Source organism: Sphingomonas mucosissima (assembly GCF_002197665.1).
In the GTDB taxonomy this organism is placed as follows: Bacteria; Pseudomonadota; Alphaproteobacteria; order Sphingomonadales; family Sphingomonadaceae; genus Sphingomonas; species Sphingomonas mucosissima.
This window is the reverse complement of the sequence record NZ_NBBJ01000001.1, coordinates 866797-891210: the sequence shown is the minus strand read 5'-3', so window position 1 is coordinate 891210 and position 24414 is coordinate 866797. Positions and strand designations below refer to the sequence as shown.

At 64.8% G+C, this 24414-nt stretch carries 23 protein-coding genes and 1 tRNA gene; 16 read left to right on the top strand and 8 right to left on the bottom strand.

The window, feature by feature from the left end; all coding sequences use genetic code 11:
* Nucleotides 1-10 precede the first annotated feature (10 nt).
* Complete coding sequence (locus SPMU_RS04260) at nt 11-1225, bottom strand: penicillin-binding protein activator (protein WP_088332221.1); 1215 nt, start codon at nt 1223-1225, stop codon at nt 11-13.
* Between SPMU_RS04260 and rsmI the strand changes: the two genes are divergently transcribed.
* Nucleotides 1224-2069: a 16S rRNA (cytidine(1402)-2'-O)-methyltransferase gene (rsmI, locus tag SPMU_RS04255; protein WP_088332219.1), complete on the top strand. Its 846-nt coding sequence runs from the start codon at nt 1224-1226 to the stop codon at nt 2067-2069. The genes SPMU_RS04260 and rsmI overlap by 2 nt on opposite strands.
* A 236-nt stretch (nt 2070-2305) precedes the next feature.
* On the opposite strand, the gene SPMU_RS04250 is transcribed toward rsmI, so the two are convergent.
* A complete protein-coding gene (locus SPMU_RS04250) occupies nt 2306-3286 on the bottom strand; it encodes a sensor domain-containing diguanylate cyclase (protein ID WP_088332217.1) in 981 nt (326 codons plus the stop codon).
* Entirely contained in the window at nt 3279-3518 is a 240-nt protein-coding gene (locus SPMU_RS04245) for a hypothetical protein (protein WP_088332215.1), read from the bottom strand. The genes SPMU_RS04250 and SPMU_RS04245 overlap by 8 nt, the downstream gene beginning before the upstream one ends.
* A 193-nt stretch (nt 3519-3711) precedes the next feature.
* On the opposite strand from SPMU_RS04245, the gene SPMU_RS04240 reads away from it, so the two are divergent.
* From SPMU_RS04240 to SPMU_RS04230, 3 genes are all read left to right on the top strand, one after another.
* Nucleotides 3712-4092, top strand: a complete 381-nt coding sequence (locus SPMU_RS04240; RefSeq protein ID WP_140418407.1) for a YraN family protein — start codon at nt 3712-3714, stop codon at nt 4090-4092.
* A 55-nt stretch (nt 4093-4147) separates the two neighbouring features.
* Nucleotides 4148-5101, top strand: a complete 954-nt coding sequence (gene gshB / locus SPMU_RS04235) for a glutathione synthase (RefSeq protein ID WP_088332213.1) — start codon at nt 4148-4150, stop codon at nt 5099-5101.
* A 142-nt stretch (nt 5102-5243) separates the two neighbouring features.
* Entirely contained in the window at nt 5244-5852 is a 609-nt protein-coding gene (locus SPMU_RS04230; RefSeq protein ID WP_088332211.1) for a DedA family protein, read from the top strand.
* A gap of 28 nt (nt 5853-5880) precedes the next feature.
* On the opposite strand, the gene thiS is transcribed toward SPMU_RS04230, so the two are convergent.
* On the bottom strand, nt 5881-6888 hold the full coding sequence (thiS, locus tag SPMU_RS04225) for a sulfur carrier protein ThiS (protein WP_088332209.1): 1008 nt from the start codon (nt 6886-6888) through the stop codon (nt 5881-5883).
* A 108-nt stretch (nt 6889-6996) separates the two neighbouring features.
* On the opposite strand from thiS, the gene aroQ reads away from it, so the two are divergent.
* The 7 genes from aroQ (at nt 6997) to SPMU_RS04190 (ending at nt 14809) form a co-directional block, all read left to right on the top strand.
* Complete coding sequence (gene aroQ / locus SPMU_RS04220) at nt 6997-7449, top strand: type II 3-dehydroquinate dehydratase (protein WP_425442141.1); 453 nt, start codon at nt 6997-6999, stop codon at nt 7447-7449.
* Nucleotides 7450-7482: 33 nt separating this feature from the next.
* A complete protein-coding gene (gene accB, locus SPMU_RS04215; protein ID WP_088332207.1) occupies nt 7483-7977 on the top strand; it encodes an acetyl-CoA carboxylase biotin carboxyl carrier protein in 495 nt (164 codons plus the stop codon).
* A 1-nt stretch (nt 7978) separates the two neighbouring features.
* A complete protein-coding gene (accC, locus tag SPMU_RS04210; RefSeq protein WP_088332205.1) occupies nt 7979-9328 on the top strand; it encodes an acetyl-CoA carboxylase biotin carboxylase subunit in 1350 nt (449 codons plus the stop codon).
* Nucleotides 9329-9501: 173 nt separating this feature from the next.
* Nucleotides 9502-9822, top strand: coding sequence for an ArsC/Spx/MgsR family protein (locus tag SPMU_RS04205; protein WP_088332203.1), 321 nt, complete (start codon nt 9502-9504; stop codon nt 9820-9822).
* Nucleotides 9819-11267: a phospholipase D-like domain-containing protein gene (locus SPMU_RS04200; protein WP_245832746.1), complete on the top strand. Its 1449-nt coding sequence runs from the start codon at nt 9819-9821 to the stop codon at nt 11265-11267. The genes SPMU_RS04205 and SPMU_RS04200 overlap by 4 nt, the downstream gene beginning before the upstream one ends.
* Nucleotides 11268-11462: 195 nt before the next feature.
* Nucleotides 11463-13685, top strand: coding sequence for a phosphoribosylformylglycinamidine synthase subunit PurL (purL, locus tag SPMU_RS04195; RefSeq protein ID WP_088332201.1), 2223 nt, complete (start codon nt 11463-11465; stop codon nt 13683-13685).
* Nucleotides 13686-13762: 77 nt separating this feature from the next.
* The gene (locus SPMU_RS04190; protein ID WP_169715633.1) at nt 13763-14809 is read left to right on the top strand and encodes a hypothetical protein; all 1047 of its coding nucleotides are present in this window, start codon (nt 13763-13765) and stop codon (nt 14807-14809) included.
* Between the two features lie 107 nt (nt 14810-14916).
* Here the strand turns inward: SPMU_RS04190 and SPMU_RS04185 are convergent, their stop codons facing one another.
* The 4 genes from SPMU_RS04185 to lepA form a co-directional block, all read right to left on the bottom strand.
* Entirely contained in the window at nt 14917-15348 is a 432-nt protein-coding gene (locus tag SPMU_RS04185; protein ID WP_088332197.1) for a hypothetical protein, read from the bottom strand.
* Nucleotides 15345-16193 carry a hypothetical protein gene (locus tag SPMU_RS04180; protein ID WP_088332195.1) on the bottom strand — a complete coding sequence of 283 codons (849 nt, stop codon included), beginning with the start codon at nt 16191-16193 and terminating at the stop codon, nt 15345-15347. The genes SPMU_RS04185 and SPMU_RS04180 overlap by 4 nt, the downstream gene beginning before the upstream one ends.
* Before the next feature lie 8 nt (nt 16194-16201).
* Nucleotides 16202-16870, bottom strand: a complete 669-nt coding sequence (locus tag SPMU_RS04175) for a hypothetical protein (RefSeq protein WP_140418404.1) — start codon at nt 16868-16870, stop codon at nt 16202-16204.
* Nucleotides 16871-16944: 74 nt separating this feature from the next.
* Complete coding sequence (gene lepA, locus SPMU_RS04170) at nt 16945-18741, bottom strand: translation elongation factor 4 (RefSeq protein ID WP_088332185.1); 1797 nt, start codon at nt 18739-18741, stop codon at nt 16945-16947.
* Nucleotides 18742-18932: 191 nt separating this feature from the next.
* Here lepA and SPMU_RS04165 point away from each other — a divergent pair, with 191 nt between their 5' ends.
* From SPMU_RS04165 to mtgA, 5 genes are all read left to right on the top strand, one after another.
* On the top strand, nt 18933-19703 hold the full coding sequence (locus tag SPMU_RS04165; RefSeq protein ID WP_088332183.1) for a CsgG/HfaB family protein: 771 nt from the start codon (nt 18933-18935) through the stop codon (nt 19701-19703).
* Nucleotides 19704-19996: 293 nt separating this feature from the next.
* A tRNA-Pro gene (locus SPMU_RS04160) sits at nt 19997-20073 on the top strand.
* A gap of 262 nt (nt 20074-20335) precedes the next feature.
* A complete protein-coding gene (locus SPMU_RS17175; protein ID WP_169715632.1) occupies nt 20336-22294 on the top strand; it encodes a hypothetical protein in 1959 nt (652 codons plus the stop codon).
* Nucleotides 22287-23540: a glycosyltransferase gene (locus SPMU_RS04155; RefSeq protein WP_342746434.1), complete on the top strand. Its 1254-nt coding sequence runs from the start codon at nt 22287-22289 to the stop codon at nt 23538-23540. The genes SPMU_RS17175 and SPMU_RS04155 overlap by 8 nt, the downstream gene beginning before the upstream one ends.
* 182 nt (nt 23541-23722) lie before the next feature.
* Entirely contained in the window at nt 23723-24400 is a 678-nt protein-coding gene (mtgA, locus tag SPMU_RS04150; RefSeq protein ID WP_088332179.1) for a monofunctional biosynthetic peptidoglycan transglycosylase, read from the top strand.
* Nucleotides 24401-24414: the final 14 nt, after the last annotated feature.

The window sequence follows — 24414 nt, the reverse complement described above, 5'->3', positions numbered from 1 at the left end:
GTAAAAGACGTCAGCGCCCGAAGCTGGCGGGCGCTGGTGATACGACCGTGGCGGTACCGCCGCGGATTTCCTGCACTTCCAGCGCGCGCTCGGCCACGCCATCGCGACCGAAGCGGAACGCGCCGTCAATCCCGGCATAGCCCTCGCCAGACCGCAGGCGCGTTTCCGGGAACGGCGCGTCGATCCGCCAATCGCGCGAGATGCGCGCCGTCAACAGCACCGCATCATAGCCCAGGCTCGAAAGGCGATACGGCGCAGTGCCGAACCGCGCGCGATACTTGGCAGCATATTGCCGGTACAGATTGTTGGAGACGCTCGCGAACCAGGCGCCGTTCAGGGCAGGACGCGCCGCGACGCCATTGTCGCTGTTCCACAATTCGGTACCCAGCACCTTGGTGTTGGGGCTCGTCCTGCGCAGCAGCGGTACGGCAGTTGCCGCTGTTGCGCCCGAATCGGCGATCAGCACCGCATCGAATGGCGCGTCCTTGGCCATCCGGTTGACGGCCTCGCCAACGCCGCCGGCCGTGCGGTCATAGGTTTGCAGCGCCACGACCCGGCCGCCGGCTGCCTCCACCGCGCGCAGGAACGTGGTCGACGCGCGCGTGCCGTACAGCGCGTTCGGCACCAGGCCGCCAAAGTTGGTCACCCCGCGCGCGCGGGCAAACTCCACCACCCGCTCGATCGACTGGCCGGGCGTGTAGCCCATCAGGTACACGCCATCGCCGGCAACGCTGATGTCGTTGGAAAAGGCCAGCACCGGCACGCCCGCGCGGCGCGCGATCGGCGCCACTGCCCGCACGTCTTCGGACAGGAGCGGGCCGAGGATCAGCTGCGCGCCATCGGCCACCGCGCGCTGGGCGGCGGCGGCGGCACCGGCAGCGGTATCGTAATTGGTGATGCGCACCTGTTCGTTGCGGGTGTCGAGCAGCGCCAGCTGCGTGGCATTCGCCAGGCTCTTGCCGACGCCGGCGTTCGTTCCTGACAGCGGCACCAGCAGCGCGACGCGGTTACGCGCCGTGTCACGCGGGATACCCGCCTCGACGCCCACGTTCGGCCGCGCGGCGGGCGGCGGGGCCTTCACCGGCCCGGTCGGTGCCGCCGGGCCGCGTGGCACCACGGTGGCGCAAGCGGAAACAAGCATCGCCGCCATGGCGACGATCCCCCGGACGGCTGATCTGCGTGCGATCGCGCTCGCCCGTTGCGATACGGCTGCGGCCTCTGCCATGATACCCCTCGTGGAAAAACTAAGCCCTGGCCTGTACATCGTCGCAACCCCGATCGGCAATCTCGGGGACTTGTCTCCACGTGCCGCTGACATCCTGTCGCGCGCCGACCTAGTCGCCGCAGAAGACACTCGTGTTACAGCCGTGTTGCTGCGCCATATCGGGACAAAACGCCCGATGACGCCGTACCATGATCACAACGCCGATCACGTCCGCCCGCAGTTGATCGCGCGGATGGCGACCGAAGCGATCGCGCTGGTGTCCGACGCCGGCACCCCGCTGATCTCGGACCCCGGCTTCAAACTGGTCCGCGACGCGCGTGCCGCAGGCCATGCCGTGGTGACGATCCCCGGCCCGTGCGCCGCGGTGGCCGCCCTCACCCTCGCCGGCCTGCCGACCGATCGCTTCCTGTTTGCCGGCTTCCTGCCTTCCAAGGCCAAGGCGCGCGCCGATACGATCGCGGAGCTCGGCGCGATCCGTGCCACACTGATCTTCTACGAAAGCGGCCCGCGCCTCGGGGCCACGCTTGCCGCGCTCGCCGAATACTTGGGCGATCGCGACGCCGCCGTGACCCGCGAGATCACCAAACGATTCGAAGAAGCGGTCAGCGGCACGCTCCCGATGCTCGCCGAGCGCTATGCCGATGCGCCGCCCAAGGGCGAAATCGTCATCGTGGTCGGGCCGCCCGGCGAAGCGCCTCCCGCCACCGCAGAAGACGGCGACGCCGCGCTCGCGGAAGCGCTCACCCGCCTTCCCGCGGCGAAGGCAGCAGGCGAGGTTGCCAAGCGGCTGGGCCTCGATCGCAAGGCGCTCTACGCCCGCGCGCTCCAGATGAAGGACACGTGAGGGCGCACGCCTTTCGGCAGGCAAGAGGAGGAAAACGCCAGGCGGCTAAAAACCTGCGCGCACGTGCTCCGGCACCATAACCAGCGCTGCGTGGCGGTGAGAGCGGATCGTCCCGAGCGGCTACGAAGCTTCGTGATTATCCTCGCCTCGCGTGCCCTGTAACAGGCCCTCAGATCCAGAAATCTGCCACGCGAGGGCAAGATTCTGGATCGTTGGCCGCCCGCATTTTCTTAGGGTTACGTAGCGAAACGCGCGCAGTTCCGCCCAGCGGCTTTGGCAGCGTAGAGCATCGTATCCGCCTGCTTCAGCCAGGATACGAACGACGTGGTTTCGGAATCAAGCGATGCAGCGCCGAAGCTGGCGGTGACATGTAGCGTCTTGGCGTTCTCGAGCGCAATCGGCTGAGCCGCGATCATGCCCCGCAGGCGTTCCACCGCGGTCGCTGCCTCAACGGCGCCGGTTTCCGGCAGCAGAACCGCGAACTCCTCACCGCCCAGTCGACCGAGCACGTCGCTCGGCCGAAGCGTAGCGCGCACCACCGCGGCGACCTTCTGCAGGACCTGATCGCCAACCGCGTGCCCATGAGTGTCGTTGATCGATTTGAAGTGATCCAGATCGAGCATCACCAGCGTGGCGGGGCGGCCGTTCCGACGTGTACGCGCGATCTCCCGATCGGCGTGCTCGATGAAACCACGGCGGGTAAGGGCACCTGTCAGTTGATCGACCTGCGCAATCATCCGCAGCTCGAGCTCGTCACAAACGATGCTCGCGAAATTTGACATGATCGCGATGTCGGCTGGGCTGAAGCGACGCGGGCGTGTGTCCATGGCGCACAGAGAGCCGATGTTGTAGCCCTCCGGCGTCCGCAGTGGAATGCCGGCATAGCTCTTGATGTGCGGCGGCCCCGCTACCAGTGCGCTGCCAGCAAAGCGCGGATCCAGTTCTGCATCTTCGACGATCAAAGGCTCGCGTTGTTTGATCGTGTGGGTGCAGAACGAAACCGAACGCGGGGTTTGGTCGGCTTCCAGGCCGCGCTTGGCTTTAAACCATTGACGGTCTCGATCGACGAGCGTGACGGTTGCAATTGGAACAGCAAGCACCGTTCGAACAAGCGTAACGATCTTTTCGAAAGGCTCTTCGACCGCGGTGTCGAGCACGTCCAGCCGTTGCAGCGCGGCGATCCGCGCGGGTTCATCGCTCAGCAACGAGTCAATCATGGCTATCTTGCCGCATCATGCTGCGGATCGCCGTTGTGAGTTCATCGGCATAACTATCGACGAGGGTTCGGACGCTCGCCTCGATCGCCTCGCTAGCGATCCCGGCCGCGCGCATGCTGGCAACAAGCGCGCTCAGGTGCGCCTGATGCCGATGTACGCTGGCAAGCAGCTCTGCGGGTATCTCAAGCGGTTGGGCGGCCGTCGGCGTAGGCTGGAGTTGATCGATACGCATAGCTCAATCTCGAACGCAGTAGGACAACGTTTCACTAGAGCGGAAGAGGTTAACAAATGTGGCGCCAGGCTGTGGATGCAACGCAGCGTTTCCGCTGTCCCGGTTTCGCTACCCCTTCGCCGCGCACCGTCCCCTCTATCGAGGTTCGACGCAGCCGCTTTGCCCGCGCCCGAAAACCGGGCACAGTGCCGCGATGCTCCGCTCCCGCCCTGCCCGCAGCATTGACGACCGCCGGGTGGCCGAGGCCGCCGGCCGTCGCGGCGAGCGGCTTGCGGCGTGGTGGCTACGCCTGAAAGGCTGGACGATCCTTGACCGGCGCGTGCGCACACCCGCCGGCGAAGTCGACTTGGTCGCCAAGCGCGGCGCGCTCGTTGCATTCGTCGAGGTAAAGTCCCGCGCGTCGGCTGCCGAGCTGGATTTCGCCATTGATCAGCGGCGGCTCTCGCGCGTCGCCGCGGCAGCGGAATATCTGATGGGCCGCTATGCCGCGAACGGCGAGGACATCCGTGTCGACGTCATCCTGCTCGCGCCCGGCACGCACCCGCGACACATCGAGAACGCCTGGATCGGGTGACAATCGCGTTTCCCGCGCCTACCTCCCGCCACGCACCCTCGCGTGGAGAAACACCTTGGCCCTGACCGTCGCCGTCCAGATGGACCCGCTCGAAACGATCAACATCGCGGGGGATTCGAGCTTTGCGCTGATGCTGTCGGCGCAGAAGCGCGGCCACCGGCTGTTCCATTATGCCGCGGAGGATCTGAACTGGTCCGACGGCCGGCTGTGGACCAAGGCCCGGCCCGTCACCGTGCGGCGCGAGGTCGGCAATCACTTCGACGCCGGCGATCCCGTCAGCCTGGATCTGGGCGCGGAAGCGGATGTCGTCCTGATGCGCCAGGATCCGCCGTTTGATCTTGGCTACATCACCGCCACGCACCTCCTGGAGCGCATCGCCGACCGTACCTTGGTGGTCAACGATCCGGTGAGCGTCCGCAACGCGCCCGAGAAGGTCTTCGTGCTCGATTACGCGCGCTTCATGCCGCCCACGCTCGTCACCCGTTCGCTTGACGAGGCGCGTGCGTTCCTGAAGCAGCACGGCGCGATCGTCGTGAAGCCGCTCCACGGCAATGGCGGCAAGGCGATCTTCCGCGTCGGGCCGGAGGGCGAGAACCTTTCCGCGCTGATCGAGGTGTTCAACCAGACGTGGCGCGAGCCGCACATGGTGCAGGCGTTCCTCCCGGGCGTGGCACAGGGCGACAAGCGCATCGTGCTGGTCGACGGGGAGGTCGCCGGCGCGATCAACCGGCTGCCGGGCGAAGGCGAATTCCGCAGCAACCTTGCGGTCGGCGGCTCCGCCGAGAAAACCGAACTGACGCCGCGCGAGCGCGAGATCTGCGACGCGCTCGGCCCGGAGCTGAAGCGCCGCGGGCTGATCTTCGTCGGGATCGACGTGATCGCCGGCGAGTGGCTTACCGAGATCAACGTCACCTCGCCAACCGGGATCGTCGCGATCGAGCGGTTCGACGGCACCGACGTGGCCGGCCTGATCTGGGACGCGATTGAGCGCCGGGTGGCGGCGCGCTGACGCATCGGCAGGCGGTCGGGCCCGCCCGCAGGAACCTGTCCGCTACCCCGGCGTCTGCCATCGGGCAAGCACATCGATTGCCGGCGCGCGACCGTGATACGCGCCGTTTCGCTGACCCTTACCGGATGAACGCTGCCCGCCGATGACAGACTTCATTATCGATCTGATCTCCCGCGCGGGATACTTCGGCATTTTCCTGCTGATGGCACTGGAGAACATCATCCCACCGATCCCGTCGGAGGTGATCATGGGCCTGGGCGGCATGGCGGTGGCGCGCGGCAACATGGACCTGGGATGGCTTATCTTCTGGGCCACGCTCGGCACCACCGCCGGAAACATGTTCTGGTATGAGATCGGGCGCCGGATGGGCATCAACCGATTCAGGCCGTTCGTCGACCGTCATTCACGCTGGATGACGATGGAATGGGAGGACGTGGAGCATCTGAACCGCTTCTTTCAGAAGTACGGTCATTGGGTGATCTTCGTCTTCCGCTTCCTGCCGACGTTTCGCACGCTAGTGTCGCTGCCGGCCGGCATGTCGCGCATGCCGCTGTGGAAATTTCTGCTGTTCACCTTCAGCGGCAGCGCCATCTGGAATGCGATGCTTGCCGGCGCGGGGCTCTATCTCGGCTTGAAGATGGAGTGGCTGGAGCGTTTCGTCGGGCCGGCCGTGGTCGCGCTCATCGTGATCATGCTTCTGGCTTATGGCTACCGAGTCGCGACGTGGAAGCCACGACGGCTGCGGGGGTAAAGCCCCGCCGCCGGGTGACAAACGTCGTTCAGATCAGCCCGGCGAGCGGCGAGGAGGGATCGGCGTAGCGACGGATGCCCATGCGCCCGGCGCGGTAGGACAGCCGCCCCGCTTCCACCGCGGCTTTCATTGCGGCGGCCATCATCACCGGGTCCTTCGCCTCGGCGATCGCGGTATTCATCAGCACGCCGTCGCAGCCCAGCTCCATTGCCACCGCCGCGTCGCTCGCGGTGCCGACGCCCGCGTCGACCAGCACCGGCACATTGGCGCCCTCTACGATCAGCCGGATCGTCACCCGGTTCTGGATGCCAAGCCCCGAACCGATCGGCGCGCCCAGCGGCATGATCGCCACGGCGCCGGCTTCTTCCAGCTGCTTCGCGGCGATCGGATCGTCGACGCAATAGACCATCGGCTTGAAGCCTTCCTTTACCAGGACTTCGGTCGCCTTCAGCGTCTCGCGCATGTCGGGATACAGCGTGCGCGCCTCGCCCAGCACTTCCAGCTTTACCAGATCCCAGCCGCCCGCTTCGCGCGCCAGCCGCAGCGTACGGATCGCATCGTCGGCGGTGAAGCAGCCTGCCGTGTTGGGAAGATAGGTGTACCGCTTGGGGTCGATGAAGTCGGTCAGCATCGGCGCGTTCGGATCGCTGACGTTCACGCGCCGCACCGCCACGGTCACGATCTCCGCGCCCGACGCCTCGACCGCGGCGGCATTCTGCGCGAAATCCTTGTACTTGCCGGTGCCCACGATCAGCCGCGAGCGAAACGTCTGCCCCGCCACCGTCCAGCTGTCGCTGTCGACCGCCACGCCATGATCGCCGCCGCCGACGAAATGGACGATCTCGATATCGTCGCCATCCTCCACGCAAACCTGCGTCAGCGTGGAGCGCGGCACCACTTCCAGGTTGCGCTCGACGGCGACTTTCTCCGGGATCAGCCCGAGCTCGGTCGCCAGCTGCGCCAGCGTCAGCCCGGCAGTAACGCGGCGGTGCGCGCCGTTCACGGTGATCGATACGGTTCCATCGGTATGGGGCATGATGTCCTTTGCGGGGCGACGGGGGCCCTCGTCCTTCGGTCAGATGAATTGCCTTCCACCTAGGCTTGGCGCACATGGCGTTCAAGGAAGGAGCCACGCTTGTCGCTGATCCCAACAAATCCGGTCCCGAAGAATCTGGTCTACGTCCTGAACGGGCCGAACCTGAACCTGCTCGGCACGCGCGAGCCGGAGATCTACGGGCACGACACGCTGGACGATATCGCCGGCCAGCTGGAGGATCGCGCCCGCGAACTCGGGCTGGAGATCGACATGCGGCAATCGAATCACGAGGGCCATCTCGTTGATTGGCTGCACGAAGCGCAGGCGCAGGCCGCACGCGCCGTGATTCTGAATGCCGGCGCCTTTACCCACACGTCGATCGCCATCCATGATGCGATCAAATCCGTCCGCACCCCGGTGATCGAGGTGCATTTGTCCAGTCCGCATGCGCGTGAAGAATTTCGCCACCACTCCTACGTCGGCCGTGCCGCACGTGGAACAATCGCGGGCTTTGGTGCGCTGTCGTACCTGCTCGCGCTTGAAGCAGCGGCTCGGTTCTGACACAGCGCGCCCCCGGTTCAGGAAAGGGTCGCAATGAGCGAAAAGGAACATGGAGCGATGAAGGTCGACGTCGATCTCGTCCGCCAGCTCGCCGAGCTGCTCGACACGACACAGCTCACCGAGATTGAAGTTGAGGACGGGGATCGCCGTATCCGCGTGGCGCGGAAGGCCGCGAGTGTCGCTTCGCCCGCCGTTTATCACGCGGCGGCACCGGCAGCGGCTACAGCGCCGGCAGCCACCAGCGCAACGGCGGCGCTGCCCACGGCAGAGCCTGCCGCGGCCGAGCCCTCGCTCGCCAATGCGGTGCGTTCGCCCATGGTCGGCACCTGCTATCTCGCGGCCGAGCCGGGCGCTGCGCCCTTCATCGCCGTCGGCAAGCAGGTGCAGGCCGGCGACACGCTGCTGATCGTCGAGGCGATGAAGGTGATGAACCCGATCACCGCGCCAAGCGCCGGCACGGTGAAGGCCATCCTGGTCGACAATGGCCAGCCGGTCGAATTCGACCAGCCGCTGGTGGTCGTCGAGTAACATGCCCGAGATCAAGAAACTCCTGATCGCCAATCGCGGTGAGATCGCGCTGCGCATCCACCGCGCCTGCCATGAAATGGGGATCAAGACCGTCGCGGTGCATTCCACCGCCGATACCGACGCCATGCACGTCCGCCTCGCGGATCAGGCGATCTGCATCGGGCCGCCGGCGGCAACGGGAAGCTATCTCAACATCGCCAACATCATTTCCGCGGCGGAAATCTCCGGCGCGGATGCGATCCATCCGGGCTATGGCTTTCTCAGCGAGAATGCGAAGTTCGCCGAGATCGTCGAGGCGCACGGGCTGATCTTCGTCGGGCCCAAGCCCGAGCATATCCGCACCATGGGCGACAAGGTGGAGGCGAAGCGCACCGCCGGCGCGCTGGGCCTGCCGCTGGTCCCCGGATCCGATGGCGCGATCACCGACGTGGCGGAAGCGAAGCGCCTCGCCGCCGAGATCGGCTATCCCGTGCTGATCAAGGCAGCGTCGGGTGGCGGCGGCCGCGGCATGAAGGTGGTGCCGTCCGAGGACCAGATGGAAACGTTGATGGCGCAGGCCGGCAACGAGGCGAAGTCCGCCTTCGGCGACGCCACCGTCTACATGGAAAAGTACCTCGGCAATCCGCGGCACATCGAATTCCAGGTGTTCGGCGACGGCAACGGCAATGCCATCCACCTGGGCGAGCGTGACTGCTCGCTCCAGCGCCGCCATCAGAAGGTGCTGGAGGAAGCCCCCTCGCCCGTCATCACGCCCGAAGAGCGTGAGCGGATGGGCGGCATCGTCGCCAAGGCGATGGCCGACATGGGCTATCGCGGCGCGGGCACGATCGAATTCCTGTGGGAAAATGGTGAGTTCTACTTCATCGAGATGAACACCCGCCTCCAGGTGGAGCATCCGGTGACGGAGGCGATCACTGGCCTTGATCTCGTCCGCGAGCAGATCCGCATCGCGGAGGGTCATCCGCTGACGCTTCGCCAGGAAGATGTCGTCTTCCGCGGCCATGCCATCGAATGCCGCATCAATGCCGAGGATCCGCGTACCTTTGCGCCCTCGCCCGGCCTCGTGAAGCAATATTACGCACCCGGCGGCATGCACGTGCGCGTCGATTCGGGGCTCTACGCCGGCTACAAGGTGCCGCCGTATTACGACAGCATGATCGCCAAGCTGATCGTGTACGGCACCACCCGCCAGGGCGCGCTTCGCCGCCTGCGCCGTGCGCTGGAGGAGTTCGTGATCGACGGGATGAAGACCACCATTCCGCTGCACCAGGCGCTGCTGGACGAACCGGACTTCCAGGAGGGGGATTATACGATCAAGTGGCTGGAGGAATGGCTGGCTAAGCAGGCCTGATCCCTGCGCGCCATGCCGGCCCGGTAACGGCATCCACCTGTCCGCCCATCCTTCAGCCGGGTGGGGTGCGACAGGCGGATGCCGGAACGCGCCCGGCGTGACGCACGGGAGAAACATCGCACCTTCACACAGGGGTGTCAGGAGCAACATCAGACCGGCAAGGGGGCGCGGCATTGAAGGCGACGATCTGGCACAATCCCCGCTGCTCGAAATCGCGCGAGGCGCTGGCGCTCCTCCATGCTGCCGGCGCTGACGTGACGATCGTCGAGTACCTCAAGACGCCGCCGGGCCGGGAGGAACTCGCCCGTCTTTATGCCCGCGCGGGGATCGCACCGCGCGACGGTTTGCGTAAGGATGCACCCAAGGCCACGAGCGACGAAGATGCGCTTGATACCATGGCCGCCGACCCCGCCACGATCGAGCGTCCGCTCGTTGAAACCGACAAGGGGGTCGTGCTCGCGCGGCCTTCCGAACGCGTCCACGACATATTGTGAACCTGCCCGACGAGACTCACTGGCGCATCGAGCGCGCCACCCGCGCGGCGGTGGTGATCGACGCCGACGCGTATTTCCGCCTTGCCCGTGCGGCGATGATAAAGGCGCAAAAGCAGATCCTGCTGGTCGGCTGGGATTTCGACGCCCGTATCAACCTCGCCTGGAATGATGATCCGCCGGGCGTGCCCACCGAAGTCGGCGAGTTCATCACCTGGCTCGTGAAGCGCCGCCCCGATCTCCACGTCTATATCCTGCGTTGGGACAAAGGCGCGCTGAAGACGCTGCTCCGCGGCAAGACGCTGCTGACGCTCACCAAGTGGCGTTTTCTTAGCAAGCAAATCCACCTGAAGCTCGATGCTCACCATCCGGTCGGCGCATCGCATCACCAGAAGATCGTCGTCATCGATGACTGCCTCGCCTTTTGCGGCGGCATCGACATGACCGACGAGCGCTGGGACACGCGCGCGCACGAGGATGACCATCCGCACCGCACCTCGCCGCATGGCTGGCCGAACAAGCCATGGCATGACGCCACCACCGCGCTGCAGGGGCCGGTTGCGGTTGCGCTCGGTGATCTGTGCCGCACCCGCTGGCAGATCGCGGGTGGCGGGGAGATTGCGGCGCCGAGCACCACGAGCGATTGCTGGCCACCCGATCTCGAGCCCGATTTCGAGGACGTCGACGTCGCCATCTCGCGGTCGCAACCCGAACATGGCGGGCAGGAAGCGCTGCGCGAGATCGAGCATCTCTATCTCGCGCTGATCGCCCGCGCGAAGCGGTTCATCTACGCCGAAAGCCAGTATTTCGCCTCGCGCCGCGTAGCGGAAGCGATCGCCCGGCGGCTGGACGAACCCGACGGGCCGGAGATCGTGATCATCAATCCGGTCACGGCGCAGGGCTGGCTTGAGCCGATCGCAATGGACACGGCACGCGCGCGCCTGTTCGAAGCGCTCAAGAAACGCGACACGCATGATCGCCTGCGCATGTACCACCCCCATACTGCGGGCGGGACGCCGATCTATGTTCATGCCAAGGTGCTGGTGATCGATGAGGAAGTCATCCGCATCGGTTCCTCCAACTTCAACAACCGCTCGCTTCGCCTCGATACCGAATGCGACGTGACGATCGAACAAGGCGGGCCGCACGAACGCGCCCGTATCGCAGCGATCCGCGATGATCTGATCGCCGAGCATCTCGCGGTCGAGCCCGCTGCCGTCACCCAGGCGATCGCCGAACGCGGGCTAATCGGCGCGATCGAGTCGCTACGCGGCGAGGGCAAGACGCTCGTGCCATATGACGTGCCGGATCTGAACGCGGTTCAGCAATGGCTCGCCGACAACAAGGTCCTCGATCCCGAGGGCCCCGACGAAATGTTCGAAGCCTTTGCCAAGCGCCGCCCGCTGCTGGGCCGCCTGCGCGATCGCGTCCGCCGCCGCCGGCGCTAACCGCAACGCCTCGCAGCCCCGTCATGCCGGGCTTGTCCCGGTATCCACGGTGCCGCGAACCTCGCTCATGTGAGTTTGCCCGGCACTCTGCGACCGTCGATGAGCCCGGCGGCGCGGGCCGCGCCATCCCCGCTTCGGGCCCCTCTCTCGCACCCGCATGGTGACACCGCCGTCCTCCCCCGCTATCGCGCGCGCATGACCGCCATCACGCCAGAAGTCGTCGCCGAACACGGCCTTAGCCCCGAGGAATATGATCGCGTCCTCCACGCGCTCGGCCGCGAGCCGAATTTGGTGGAACTGGGCATCTTCTCGGTGATGTGGTCGGAGCATTGCTCCTACAAATCGTCGCGAATCCACCTGAAGAAGCTGCCGACGGAAGCTCCCTGGGTGATCTGCGGCCCCGGCGAGAATGCCGGCGTGATCGACATTGGCGATGGCCAGGCTGCGATCTTCAAGATGGAGTCGCACAACCACCCCTCGTACATCGAGCCCTATCAGGGCGCGGCGACGGGCGTCGGCGGCATCCTGCGCGACGTCTTCACCATGGGCGCGCGACCGATCGCGAACATGAACGCGCTCCGCTTCGGTCGCCCCGATCACCCCAAGATGCGCCACCTGATCTCGGGCGTCGTCCACGGCATCGGCGGCTATGGCAATTGCGTCGGCGTGCCCACCGTTGGCGGCGAGGTGAACTTTCACCCGGCCTATGACGGCAACATCCTCGTCAACGCGATGACCGTCGGCGTCGCCGATCAGGACAAGATCTTCTATTCGGCCGCGTCAGGGATCGGCAATCCGATCGTCTATGTCGGCTCCAAGACCGGCCGCGACGGCATCCACGGCGCCACCATGGCCTCCGCCGATTTCGGAGAGGATGCCGAGGAGAAGCGCCCAACGGTGCAGGTCGGCGATCCCTTCACCGAAAAGCTGCTGATCGAGGCCTGCCTCGAACTGATGGCCTCCGACGCGATCGTCGCGATCCAGGACATGGGCGCCGCCGGCCTCACTTCCTCCAGCGTCGAGATGGCGTCCAAGGGCGGCGTCGGCATCGAACTGATCATGGACGACGTGCCGCAGCGTGAAGAGGGCATGACGCCCTACGAGATGATGCTCTCCGAATCGCAGGAGCGCATGCTGATGGTGCTGAAGCCGGGCCGCGAGGCCTTCGCCGAGGCAATCTTCCGCAAGTGGGAGCTCGACTTTGCCGTCATCGGCCATGTCACCGACACGGGCCGCATGGTGCTGAAGTGGAAGGGCGACACCGTCTGCGACATCCCGCTCGCCCCGCTCGCTGACGAGGCCCCGCTCTACGAACGCCCGCACGTCCCCACCCCGCCCGCCAAGGCGCTGGTCAACGTGCCGGAGTGCAAGGACATCGCGGCCGATCTCGTCACGCTGATGGGCTCGCCCGACGTCGCCAGCCGCCGCTGGATCTGGGAGCAATACGATCACATGGTCGGCGCCGACACCGTGCAGCGCCCGGGCGGCGACGCCGCGGTGGTGCGCGTCCATGGGACGGAGAAGGCGCTGGCGATCACCACCGATTGCACCCCGCGCTATTGCTATGCTGATCCGGTCGAGGGCGGGAAGCAGGCCGTCGCCGAAACCTGGCGCAACCTGACCGCCGTCGGCGCAAAGCCGCTCGCGATCACCAACTGCCTCAACTTCGCCAACCCGCAGCGCCCGGAGATCATGGGCCAGATCGTCGGCTGCCTCGACGGCATGGCGCAGGCGTGCCGCGCGCTCGACTACCCCATCGTCTCCGGCAACGTCTCGCTCTACAACGAGAGCAAGGCGACCGGCGGCGGCAGCGCGATCCTCCCCACCCCCGCGATCGGCGGCGTCGGCCTGATGCAGGACTGGACCAAGTCCGCCACCATCGCCTTCAAGGGCACGGGCGACATCATCCTCGTCGTCGGCACGCGCCGCGGCGATCTCGGCCAATCGCTCTGGCTGCGCGAAGTCCACGGCCGCGAGGAAGGCCCCCCGCCCCGCGTCGATCTGGCGCAGGAGAAGGCGACTGGCGATCTCATCCGCAGCGCGATCGACAAGGGCCAGCTCTCCGCCGTCCACGACGTTTCCGATGGCGGCATCGCCGTCACGCTCGCCGAAATGGCGCTCGCCGGGAACATCGGCGCGATGATCGATCGCAAGCAGCCCTTCGGCTGCGCGCCGTCCTTCTTCGGCGAGGATCAGGGCGTCTACATCGTCACCGTCCACGATCACGCGCTGGCCGATTTCCTCCAGGCCGCGCTCGAGGCCAATGTCGAGGCCGAGCCGATGGGCCGCACCGGCGGCAAGCGCCTGATCTTCGAGCGGCCGAACCGCGACGACGTCGTCACGCTCGACGCGCTGCGCACCGCGCACGAGGGCTTCTTCCCCCGCCTTATGAGCAACGAGGTGGTGCTGGAGGGCTGACCGGCCCTCCCCACCACCCACACACCCCGGCGCGAGGGGCTGTCCTACATCAGCATGTTCGCGGTATGTTCGGCCTCATGCAGCCAGCCCTTCCCAGCCCGCCAGCCGAGCCCGAGCCCGCCCCGTCCGCAGCACCAGGCGCCGACCCGCTCGCCTTCGCCCCCGTCCCCCGCCGCCACCGCCACGATGGCTGGACGGCGGAGCGGCAGCGCGGCTTCATCCACGCGCTCGCCGAAACCGGATCGGTAAAGGCCGCCGCCCGCCGCATCGGTAAGACCACGGAGGGCGCCTACCAGATGCGCTTGCACCCCGGCGCGGACAGCTTCCGCGCCGCGTGGGAGGCCGCGCTCGCCAGCGGCGTCCAGCGCCTCACCGATATCGCCATGGAGCGCGCGGTGGAGGGCGTCCCCATCCCCGTCTTCCACAAGGGCGAGCAGGTCGGCGAGCGCCGCTGGTACAATGATCGCCTGCTGATGTTCATGCTGAAGCACCACCTGCCCGATCGCTACAACAACGCCGCGCTGGCCCCCGGCACCAGGCACCCTGACACGATCGCGCGCGAGGCGGCCCAGCAATGCCCCCTCTGCCGCGAGCGCGAGGAGGCCGCCGCCCGCCGCGCCGCCGCCGAGGCTGAGGCCGACAAGCAAAGCAACGAGGAATTCCTCGTTCACCTCATGCGCACCTATCAGATCAAGGTGCAGGCCGAGCGCCGCGAGCGCCTCGCCGGCAATTGGGCCGCCGCCGATTTCTACCTGCGCCAGCTCAACTTCTTTGAGCTGATCCTGGAAGGCTGCGGCCACCGCATGGACATCATCGACATGCACACCCTCGAGACTGGCGGCGAGTCCATGTACGAGCACCAGATCAACTGCGGCACGCTCACCCACGTCCTCGACAAGATCCGCCGCGACATCTGGGAAGCCGCCGGCGAGCCGCCCCGCCCGCCGATCGACCTGCGCAAGTTCCTGCCGCACTCGAACATGGACTTTCAGGGCGACACGGCGAAGGAGCGCCAGCACGCCCGCGCCGAGGCCCAGCGGCGCATCGCGGCGTCGCAGGCGGTGTGGGAGGCAAGCGCGAACGAGGAGACTTGGGCAACGTTCAAGGAGGCTGCGGGGCGCTAAGCGAATTTTAGCAACCGTCGTGGAAGCGCCCCGTCGATGATCGCCGGACGATCACCTGACGAGTCGATCGACTTACCGAACCCGAATGCGCAATCGAACTCCTTGCCTCATATCCGCGGTGGCAGAGCGCCGCGCTTGCACATCGTCGTCGAAGGAAAGCGACCTACGCGCTCTGCACCGCATCGCACATAGCCCCGTGCCTTCAACCGCTCTTCCGCCCAGTTTTGAAACGCCCATGATCCGCCAAGTGCCAGCGGTAGCGTGATCAGCGCAGCCACAATCGTGACAACGCCAATCCGCTGCACGATCGCGCCGTCTCCAAAAATCGCGGCAAACCCGTAGATCGCCAGCCCGGCGAAGATCGGCATCAGCACGAGCATCCCCACGTCGCCGCCGGACACCCGCACCTCCGGCGCACCTTCGCGCCACGCTGACAAGAAGGTGCTGATCGAGTCTACCAGCAGCCATCCGCACAGCGCCGACAGCGCCACGCCGATGCCCGCCATCGTCAGGGCCGCACGACGCCGCTCGCCCGTCATCGCAATGTCGGATAGCGTGGGAGCAGTTTCCAGAACATGTCGCGCATTTGCCGTTTCGCCTCGGCGATAGCCGCGTCACGGATTAGGTCGATCACGTTCCCAGCCGCCCGAAATGCGGTGTTCCTTCCCCGCGCGGCCAGTGCCTGCTTTTGCCGCCCTAGTTCGGCGATGCCTTCATCGAGTTGTTTCTGAAGACGCTCGGTGAAGCGATACTTCTTGTCGAGCGCGTCCAGCCCCCAACCGACACCGACCCCTACCACCACTGCGATCACCAGCGGCCCCGCCGCCAACGTCATCCCCATTGCGACCGCCGTAGCCGCCGCGGCATAACCCACGCCTCCGGCCACCAGCGCTTTACTGACATCCCCGGCGATACCACCAAGCATTTGCCCCAGCGTGGCGTCGTCACGAATGACATAGTCGACGATGTTCCAAGCGGTAAGCAATACGACCGACACGATCGTGCCACCTTTAGCGGACTTGGCCACCCCGGCTTTACCTATGCCCAGCCCCACAACCTTTGGGTGGATTGCGCCGTATTTTGTTCCCGTCAGGACGCGGCGGAGCCCCGGATATCCTTTGAACACGACGTGCAGCTTGCCATTGTAGGTTTTGAAGTAGCACCGTCCCCGAATCCCGGTCTCTTGCACAAGCTTGCGGATCAGCATCGCGTCACCGCCGGCGGAAAAATAATTGGCGAGTGTGTGCCAATTGTCCGAATAATCGTTCCAATGCTTGTCCGCGACGGCTTGCGTCATCTTGCCTGTGGCAACGGCCTCGGTGAGCCACATGCGGACGAGCATGTCGCGATCTGCGACGACGACTTGGTCAATATGGTCGGCCATCCGCGCTCCTACTCCCTGATGACCGCGCCGCTGACGATTTTAAAGTGATGAGGTTCTTTCCCGGTGATGGTGAAGCTGTCGTCCGACCAGGTTACACTCGGCTCGCCTGCCGCGACCTGATCGAGACAGCTACTGACCGGAATGGAATCGATCAGATCTCGCTTGGTGACAGAGAATAGTCGCAGCCATGATTCCCGCCCGTTCGCACAGCGCTCACCGCCGCCCTCGCTACCATAGGTGTCCAGCACGGCAACGACGCCTCCGCCCTCGCCGATCCGCTGAACATCATGGTAGAGATTTGGATCGACGCGATCCGCGGCGATGGGAAACCTGATTTGTGTCTTCGTCCCGCCGTCCGCGTGCGTATAGACCCCGGTAGCGCCGTCGACGGCGATGGCGTCGGACATCAGGATCGTTACCGCTGGTGCAGCCCCGTTCTCCGCTGCGCCATCGGACGAACCGCAGCCAGCAACTATGGGAAGGGCGGCCGCCACGGCCAGCATCACGATGGCTCTCATCTCGCCAGCGTATACCACGGGCGTGTCGTGATGAAGTGCAATCGATGCGATCGACCGCGCCGTGCGCGCAATTTGTCGTCGGGGCCAATCGTCGAGGTGGCTTAGTGGCGTTCCAAAGAGCCACGCCCGCCGCGGCAAAGCCGCGTCGTCGATCGACACGCCCGGTGGGCCCGGGCGGTCGTCGGCCGGGCGCGACGCTGGTCTGATTTTAGCGCGGCGATACCGTGCTAAAATCAGGCGTCGTCGCCCATCCTCAGCGCCGCAATGAACGCCTCCTGCGGGATGCTCACCGAGCCATATTCCCGCATGCGCTTCTTGCCTTCCTTCTGCTTCTCCAGCAGCTTGCGCTTGCGCGTCGCGTCGCCGCCATAGCATTTCGCGGTCACGTCCTTGCGCAGCGCCGCGATCGTCTCGCGCGCGATCACCTTGCCGCCGATCGCCGCCTGGATCGGGATCTTGAACATGTGGCGCGGGATCAGGTCCTTCAGCCGCTCGCACATGCCGCGCCCGCGCGTCTCCGCGGTGCCGCGGTGGACGATCATGCTCAGCGCATCGACCGGCTCGTTGTTGACCAGGATGCTCATCTTGACCAGGTCGCCCTCGCGATAGCCGATCTGGTGATAGTCGAAACTGGCATAGCCGCGGCTGATGCTCTTCAGCCGGTCATAGAAATCGAACACCACTTCGTTCAGCGGCAATTCGTACGTTACCTGCGCACGCCCGCCGACATACGTCAGGTTCTTCTGGATGCCGCGGCGGTCCTGGCACAGCTTCAGGATGGAGCCGAGATATTCGTCGGGGACGTAGATCGTCGCCTCAATCCACGGCTCGCTGATCATCGCGATCTTGTTGGGATCGGGCATGTCGGCCGGGTTGTGCAGCTCGATCATGCCGCCGTCGTGCGTCAGCTCGATCTCGTACACCACGCTCGGCGCGGTCGTGATCAGGTCCAGATCATATTCGCGCGTCAGCCGCTCCTGGATGATCTCCAGGTGGAGCAGCCCCAGGAAGCCGCAGCGGAAGCCGAAGCCCAGCGCCGCGCTCGTCTCCATCTCGAAACTGAACGATGCGTCGTTCAGCCGCAGCTTGCTGATCGATTCGCGCAGTTTCTCGAAGTCGTTGGCGTCCACCGGGAACAGCCCGCAGAACACCACCGGCTGCACTTCCTTGAACCCCGGCAGCGCCTCGGCCGCGGGCCGCTTCGCATCGGTCAGCGTGTCGCCGACGCGCGCCTGCGCCACGTCCTTGATCTGCGCGGTGATGAAGCCGATCTCGCCCGGCCCCAGGTCCGCCAGTTGCTCGATCTTGGGGCGGAAGCACCCCACCCGGTCCACCAGATGCTGCGTGCCCGCCTGCATGAAGGTGACCTGCTGGCCCTTCTTCAGCGTGCCGTCGATCACGCGGACAAGGATCACGACGCCGAGATACGGGTCGTACCAGCTGTCGACCAGCATCGCCTTCAGCGGCGCGGTCGCGTCGCCCCTTGGCGCCGGAATGCGCTCGACGATCGCGTCCAGGATCTCCTCTATGCCGATTCCGGACTTGGCGCTGGCCAGCACCGCGCCGCTCGCGTCGAGGCCGATGACGTCCTCGATCTCCTTGCGCACCTTTTCCGGCTCGGCCGCGGGCAGATCGATCTTGTTGATGACGGGCACGATCTCATGGTCGTGCTCGATCGATTGGTACACGTTGGCGAGCGTCTGCGCCTCCACGCCCTGCGCCGCGTCCACCACCAGCAGCGCGCCCTCGCACGCGGCCAGGCTGCGGCTGACCTCATATGCGAAGTCGACATGCCCCGGCGTGTCCATCAGGTTGAGGACATGGCCTTTCCATTCCAGGCGCACCGTCTGCGCCTTGATGGTGATCCCCCGCTCCTTCTCAATGTCCATGTTATCAAGGACTTGCGCGCTCATCTCGCGCTCGGAGAGCCCCCCGGTGCGCTGGATCAGCCGGTCGGCCAGCGTCGACTTGCCATGATCGATATGGGCAATGATCGAGAAGTTACGGATCTTGGAAAGCTCAGTCGCCACGGAATTCTGCCAGCTCGAGTGATGCCGCGCGCGTTAGCACCATGCGCCGCAATGCCAAAGCGCCACCTTCGTTTGCCCTTACCGGCGCTGGCGAGCGGAAACGCCTGATGGTAGAGTTGCCGTAACGTCAGCGCACCCGAATGGTCCACGACAAGGTCGGGCGCGAAGATTGTAACAGGGGGAAATAGAGAATGCGTACGTCGCTTACCATTGCCGCCGTCGCCGCGCTGCTTGCTGCCGTGCCAGCCACCGCGCAGAACAAGGGCTCGTCCGCGCACCAGGCGCAGCAGCGTGGTGAGGCCCAAATTCCGGTCTGCACCAAGCGCTTGGGCACGCTGGCCATCGTGGAGCCAGACAATCAATGGTGGCGAGAATTCAACCTCGGCAGCCCCGAGGCGATCATCAAGATCTTCGTTCAGAAATCCGGTTGCTTCACCATCGTAAACCGCGGCCGCGCGATGATGAGCCGGAATCTGGAGCGTGCCATGGCCGATTCGGGAGAGCTTCAGCAGAATTCAAACCTTGGCCGAGGCCAGGTTCGCGCCGCTGACTATTTCCTTCAGCCTGATATCGTAACGGCGAACCGCAACTCTGGCGGTGGCGGTCTCGGCGGCGTGCTCGGCGGCGTGGGCGGCCTGTTCGGCGGTGCGATCGGTGCCGTCGCTGGCGGCATCAACGTGAAGAAGGGCGAGGCGAAGACAACCCTGAGTCTGGTGAATGCACGTACGACCGAAGAAGAAGCCCTGACGGAGGGCTATGCGCGCAAATCCGACATCGGGTTTGGCGGTGGTGGCGGCCTTTTCACCGGCGGCACCTTTGGCGGCGCGGCAGCCGGCGGTTATCAGAACACGGCGATCGGTCAGATCATCGTGCTGAGCTACTTGGACGCATACACGAAGCTTGTATCGCAGCTCGGCGGCCTCCCGGACAGCGCATCCGCCGCGGCTCCACCCGCTCAATGATCACGAAGCGGAGCGGGCCCAAGGATCCGCTCCGCGTTGCCGCCCGCCTTCGAACGCAACGGGAACCGAAATTCGCGGTGGTGGTTGCTTGCACGAAGGGATTGTTGGCCCTCTTGCGAGCGCTGTCGCCCGCAATGGCCAACAAGCGATATAACGGCTCCGGCATCGCATGATCGAACCTCTACTCGAGCCAAAACGCGGCACCAAAAATCCCGTGATTAGCCCCTTGCTGCGCCCGATTTCGCTGATATAAGCCGCCGCCTGCCGCCGGCTCCAACCGGTTGGCACTTGGTCGGGGAATAGCTCAGCCTGGTAGAGCACTGTGTTCGGGACGCAGGGGCCGGAGGTTCGAATCCTCTTTCCCCGACCACCTAATCTCGCGATTGGCAATCTGCCTGTTTCTTCAGGCATAAAGGCGCGCGAAATCGCAAGCGCCGGAGCAGAGACCTCACCCGATCGCTCCCAGCACGTGCGATTTGGTAAGTTCCGCCTATCCAGTATCAGCGACGATCACGCAAGCACGACACTTGCGCGCGCTTTCACCTGCACAAACGGTCACTTGGCTACGATCCGGTTGACAAACACCCCCATGCCGTTCTGTTTTGCCGGAATGGCGCAGGGCAGGCTGAGGGATGGCCGCGGAACCGGTCGAAATTGGGGATGCCATGCACGGCCTTGTTGAGCAGCTGCACGAAGTGGAAGGCGTACAAGGCTGGGTTCTTGATCTGGCCGAGCCCCAGCGCATCCTCGATGTCGAGCTTTGGGCCGGTACGCTTTGCTTGGCACGGACGCAGACCGGGTTGGAGCGCCCCGACGTTTGCTCTTCCGTCGGTCTTCCGTGTCGGCCCGGCTTTCGGTTTGGCGATGAGGCGGGGCGCGCCATCAAGGATGCCGCCGCTCAGGGTCATTTGGGCGATCTGCATGTGCGGGTTCAAGGCTCCTCCCGACTCGAAGCTGAGTGCCCGGTGCGAACGCTGGAGATGATCCGCCCCATTTCTCCGCCAACGGATCTTGGCAGCGACCGGCTGCGCGCCACCCTGAACCAACATGCGTCAGACGCCATGCCCTTGGTAAACGAGGCTACGGCCTCAACGCCAAGCAACCAGATAGGCTATCTCGAGGGGATATGGACGAGCGAGTCAGGCGTCACCTGGATGGTCGGCTGGATGATCGAGGATACCGTGACGGATCGCCCCGTGATCATCGTGGACGAAGACCGCTACTCTGGGGGGATGGCTATCAGCTTGGCCCCGCGTGCCGATCTTGCGGCTAACGCCAAGGCGTTTGTTGCGGTAATTCAAACCGACTGGCTCGTTAAAATAAATATGCCGCCGCAGATCGTGCTGGCAGATGGAAGTGGCCGGTATCTTGAGCCCGTACGTCCCGCCCCCCTCATGGAGCCAGAGGCAGTTCTTTCGATCGCGCGCGACACCTTAAGTCGAGCATCAGGCCCTCATCGCGCTGCCATGCTCAAAATGCTTGAAGCCAATCGTTACTTGCCCGCGGATCGCCTGGGTTCCAATCGCGTGCAGGTAGACGAAGTCGCGGTGCTTCCCGGTTTCGGAGCATTTGTGAACGGATGGGCGCTCAGCTCGAACAGGCAAGCGTCGCGGTTCGTGCTGAAAGTCGGCAGTCATACAGTGCGAGCCGTCGAACTATGCCAGTCGCGATTTGCCCGGTCTGACGTGGCCGAATTGCTTCCAAACGTTGAGCAAGCACTGAAAACTGCAGGTTTTGTTACATTGTTTCCCGGTCCAATCGACCAGGCTGCACTGGACCAACTCTCGCTTGAGGTGGTCTGGCAGGATGGCACCAGCACCATCGTAGAGGTACCGCCCGTCACCGTGCGGGTGCTTGGTCTGACATCCTCGTTCGACGCCATCTGCCGGTTATACCCGGCAATCGAGGCTGAACGGTTCTTCCCTGAGCTAGCCTATCATGCTGCTCGGTTCGCGCAGGTGCAGGCGCGCAGCGTACGAGGTTACGAATGCAATCCTGTCCGCTCCTCGCTGCTGCTGGCCGCCCCCAGACAGTCGGCAGATATATTCCTGTTGTTCGACCAGGCTTTGGCGCATGCCGCCTTCTTGCCGGAAGACTGGGGTATATCGATCATCGCGAGTCCTGATGAACATCGCGGTCTGGTGCTGACCCTGTTTGCGCAACTGCAACACGCCGCCGGAAGACCATGCAGCCTGTTTTTTACCGGCGATGCAGCGCCCACCTCCGACGTGATCGAGGAGGTCGCGGCGACGCTGTCGTCCGAACGGATCGCTTGGGTGGCTAGCCACATCTTGCTGACGGCGACCGGATGGAAGGACGTCGCGAGCGACGAGGGCACCTTCGCCCTGCTCGCGATAGACGATCCCGCAGGAGGTCCCCCGCCCGCTCTCGGCCTTGATGCCTTCGTCGCCGATCTTGCGCGCTGGCGGCGGCTGTGCGCGGCAGCGCCGCCGCGCATCGGTGGCATTCAATTGCCACCACAAGGCAAACCGATTCCCGTCATTGCCAACGCGGCCGTATCGCTCGGTCCCGCACCGGGGTCGCCGTTTACGCTCAAGATCAACGAGGCCGTCCGCCGTGCTTATGGATAAGGGTGACATGCGCCAGCCGCAGGGCAGGGGTCGGATCGCGATTTTCAGTCACACGCATCCCTCGCTCACCTCCGGGGGCGCGGAAATTTCTGCCTACAATCTGTTCCGTGGGCTGCGCGCAATTGGGCGGGACGCCATTCTCATCGCCGCATGCGATGAAGCCAATCTCGACGAGATAACCTTGGGCGCGCACGAGTTTGCGCTGCCGGTACGCGGCGCCTTCTACGATCATTTGTACCACATTGCGCCACGTGACGTGCGGCAATCTCTGCTCCAGCTCCTGCAGGCGCAGAACGTCTCCTTGTTTAACGCGCATCACTTTCTACACATCGGCGTCGGTGCATTGGCCGATGTGGCGGCGGCAGGGATCGATGTGGTGCTCACCATCCACGAATATCTCGCCATTTGTAATAATCACGGCCAACTCGTGACTAGGCCAGGTCAAATGCTCTGCCAGGGGCCTTCGCCCGCCGCGTGCCACAAATGCTATCCCGAACACAGCAAGCAACAATTCGCCGTGCGGCAACAGCACGTGGCAACTGCCCTCACCCCGGTCTCAGCGTTCGTATCGCCGAGCCACTTCCTTGCCGAGAAAATGATCGAGCAAGGCCTGCCGCGTGAGCGGGTCGAGGTTATCGAAAATGGCGTGCCTTCTGTCGAAACTGTGCAGGAGCGGCGGCGCTCACGCGGCGTCTGGAGGTTCGGATACTTCGGACAGATCAATCCCTTCAAGGGCGTCGGCGTGCTCCTGGATGCCTGCGCGGTGTTGGCGCGCGATCCCGCGTTGGCCGCGACGATCCGAATTGCCGTTCACGGCAATTTCGTCGGACAGTCCGCGAGCTTCATCGACAGGTTCAATGCCGCGGTGCAGGAATTTCCCTTTCTCTCCTATCTTGGCCCCTACGATAACCAAAACGTCGCGCAGCTGATGGCCGAATGCGACTATGTCGTCATGCCGAGCACGTGGTGGGAGAATTCGCCAGTGGTGATCCAGGAGGCCTTTCGGGCACGGCGGCCGGTTATTTGCACCGGCATCGGCGGCATGGCCGAAAAGGTTGTGGATGGAGAAACCGGGCTTCACTTCGTTCGCAACGATCCCGCCGATCTTGCCGACCAGATCGCACAGGCGGCGGACGAGGCGCTCCATACGAGACTGCAACGCGCGCTGCCGCGGCCGCTGACCTCGATCGAGATGGCGGAGCGCTACGCAGCGGTGTTCAAGCAGGTGGCAAGCGCGTCGGTTTAGTCGATCGCTTGGGCGCCAAGCCGCCAGGCAACATAAGTGCGAGAAACGCGGCGTCGCCGCCGTCGGGGTGAGGTGCAGCAATTCGCGGCCGGCGTGCCCCCCTCCGCCGCCGCTCGCGGCGTCGCTGCCGATCGGCAGGCCACGCGTTGATTCTACCAAGCTTTCGAGGCTAGCAGAACAGGATGGCGCTTTCTCTTTTACGACTTTCGATCAAAGCAGTGATCTGGTTCGTGGTGCTGTCGCTGGCGCTCGTCGCCCTGTTCCGGTTCGTGCCGCCGCCGATCACCTTCACCATGATCGGTGATCTGCTTGCCGGCCGCTCGATCACCAATGAATGGCGTCCCCTGGACCAAATCGATCCGGACATGGCGCGTGCTGCGATCGCGGGCGAAGATGCAAAATTCTGCAGCCACCGCGGCTTCGATTTCAGCGCCATCGCCGGCGCAGCCTATCGCAACGCAAAAGGCGGGCGGATCCGAGGCGGATCAACGATCAGCCAACAGACGGCCAAGAACGTCTTCCTGTTTCAGGGCGGCGGCTATGTTCGAAAGGCGTTCGAGGCCTGGTTCACCGTTTTGATCGAGGCGGTCTGGGGGAAGCGCCGGATCATGGAAATGTATCTCAACGTCGCCGAAACCGGGATCGGCACTTACGGGGCGCAGGCGGGCGCGATGCGCTACTTCAATCATTCAGCGCAGAAACTCACGCCCACCGAGGCCGCCCGTATCGCGGCGGTACTGCCGCTCCCGAAACGGCGGGAGGCAGTGGATCCACGGGGCCTCGTGCGTCGCCATGGCAACGCCATCGCCCGGCACGTCGGGGTGGTCAGGCGTCAAGGATTGGACGCCTGCCTTCGGTGACTTGCCGGGCGTGA

Bases quoted from the DNA above. Each gene is read 5' to 3' on its own strand.
- rsmI (WP_088332219.1), top strand. From the start codon at position 1,224: ATGATACCCCTCGTGGAAAAACTAAGCCCTGGCCTGTACATCGTCGCA.
- SPMU_RS04260 (WP_088332221.1), bottom strand. From the start codon at position 1,225: ATGGCAGAGGCCGCAGCCGTATCGCAACGGGCGAGCGCGATCGCACGC.
- SPMU_RS04250 (WP_088332217.1), bottom strand. From the start codon at position 3,286: ATGATTGACTCGTTGCTGAGCGATGAACCCGCGCGGATCGCCGCGCTG.
- SPMU_RS04245 (WP_088332215.1), bottom strand. From the start codon at position 3,518: ATGCGTATCGATCAACTCCAGCCTACGCCGACGGCCGCCCAACCGCTT.
- SPMU_RS04240 (WP_140418407.1), top strand. From the start codon at position 3,712: ATGCTCCGCTCCCGCCCTGCCCGCAGCATTGACGACCGCCGGGTGGCC.
- SPMU_RS04230 (WP_088332211.1), top strand. From the start codon at position 5,244: ATGACAGACTTCATTATCGATCTGATCTCCCGCGCGGGATACTTCGGC.
- thiS (WP_088332209.1), bottom strand. From the start codon at position 6,888: ATGCCCCATACCGATGGAACCGTATCGATCACCGTGAACGGCGCGCAC.
- accB (WP_088332207.1), top strand. From the start codon at position 7,483: ATGAGCGAAAAGGAACATGGAGCGATGAAGGTCGACGTCGATCTCGTC.
- accC (WP_088332205.1), top strand. From the start codon at position 7,979: ATGCCCGAGATCAAGAAACTCCTGATCGCCAATCGCGGTGAGATCGCG.
- purL (WP_088332201.1), top strand. From the start codon at position 11,463: ATGACCGCCATCACGCCAGAAGTCGTCGCCGAACACGGCCTTAGCCCC.
- SPMU_RS04190 (WP_169715633.1), top strand. From the start codon at position 13,763: ATGCAGCCAGCCCTTCCCAGCCCGCCAGCCGAGCCCGAGCCCGCCCCG.
- SPMU_RS04185 (WP_088332197.1), bottom strand. From the start codon at position 15,348: ATGACGGGCGAGCGGCGTCGTGCGGCCCTGACGATGGCGGGCATCGGC.
- SPMU_RS04180 (WP_088332195.1), bottom strand. From the start codon at position 16,193: ATGGCCGACCATATTGACCAAGTCGTCGTCGCAGATCGCGACATGCTC.
- SPMU_RS04165 (WP_088332183.1), top strand. From the start codon at position 18,933: ATGCGTACGTCGCTTACCATTGCCGCCGTCGCCGCGCTGCTTGCTGCC.
- SPMU_RS17175 (WP_169715632.1), top strand. From the start codon at position 20,336: ATGGCCGCGGAACCGGTCGAAATTGGGGATGCCATGCACGGCCTTGTT.
- SPMU_RS04155 (WP_342746434.1), top strand. From the start codon at position 22,287: ATGGATAAGGGTGACATGCGCCAGCCGCAGGGCAGGGGTCGGATCGCG.
- mtgA (WP_088332179.1), top strand. From the start codon at position 23,723: ATGGCGCTTTCTCTTTTACGACTTTCGATCAAAGCAGTGATCTGGTTC.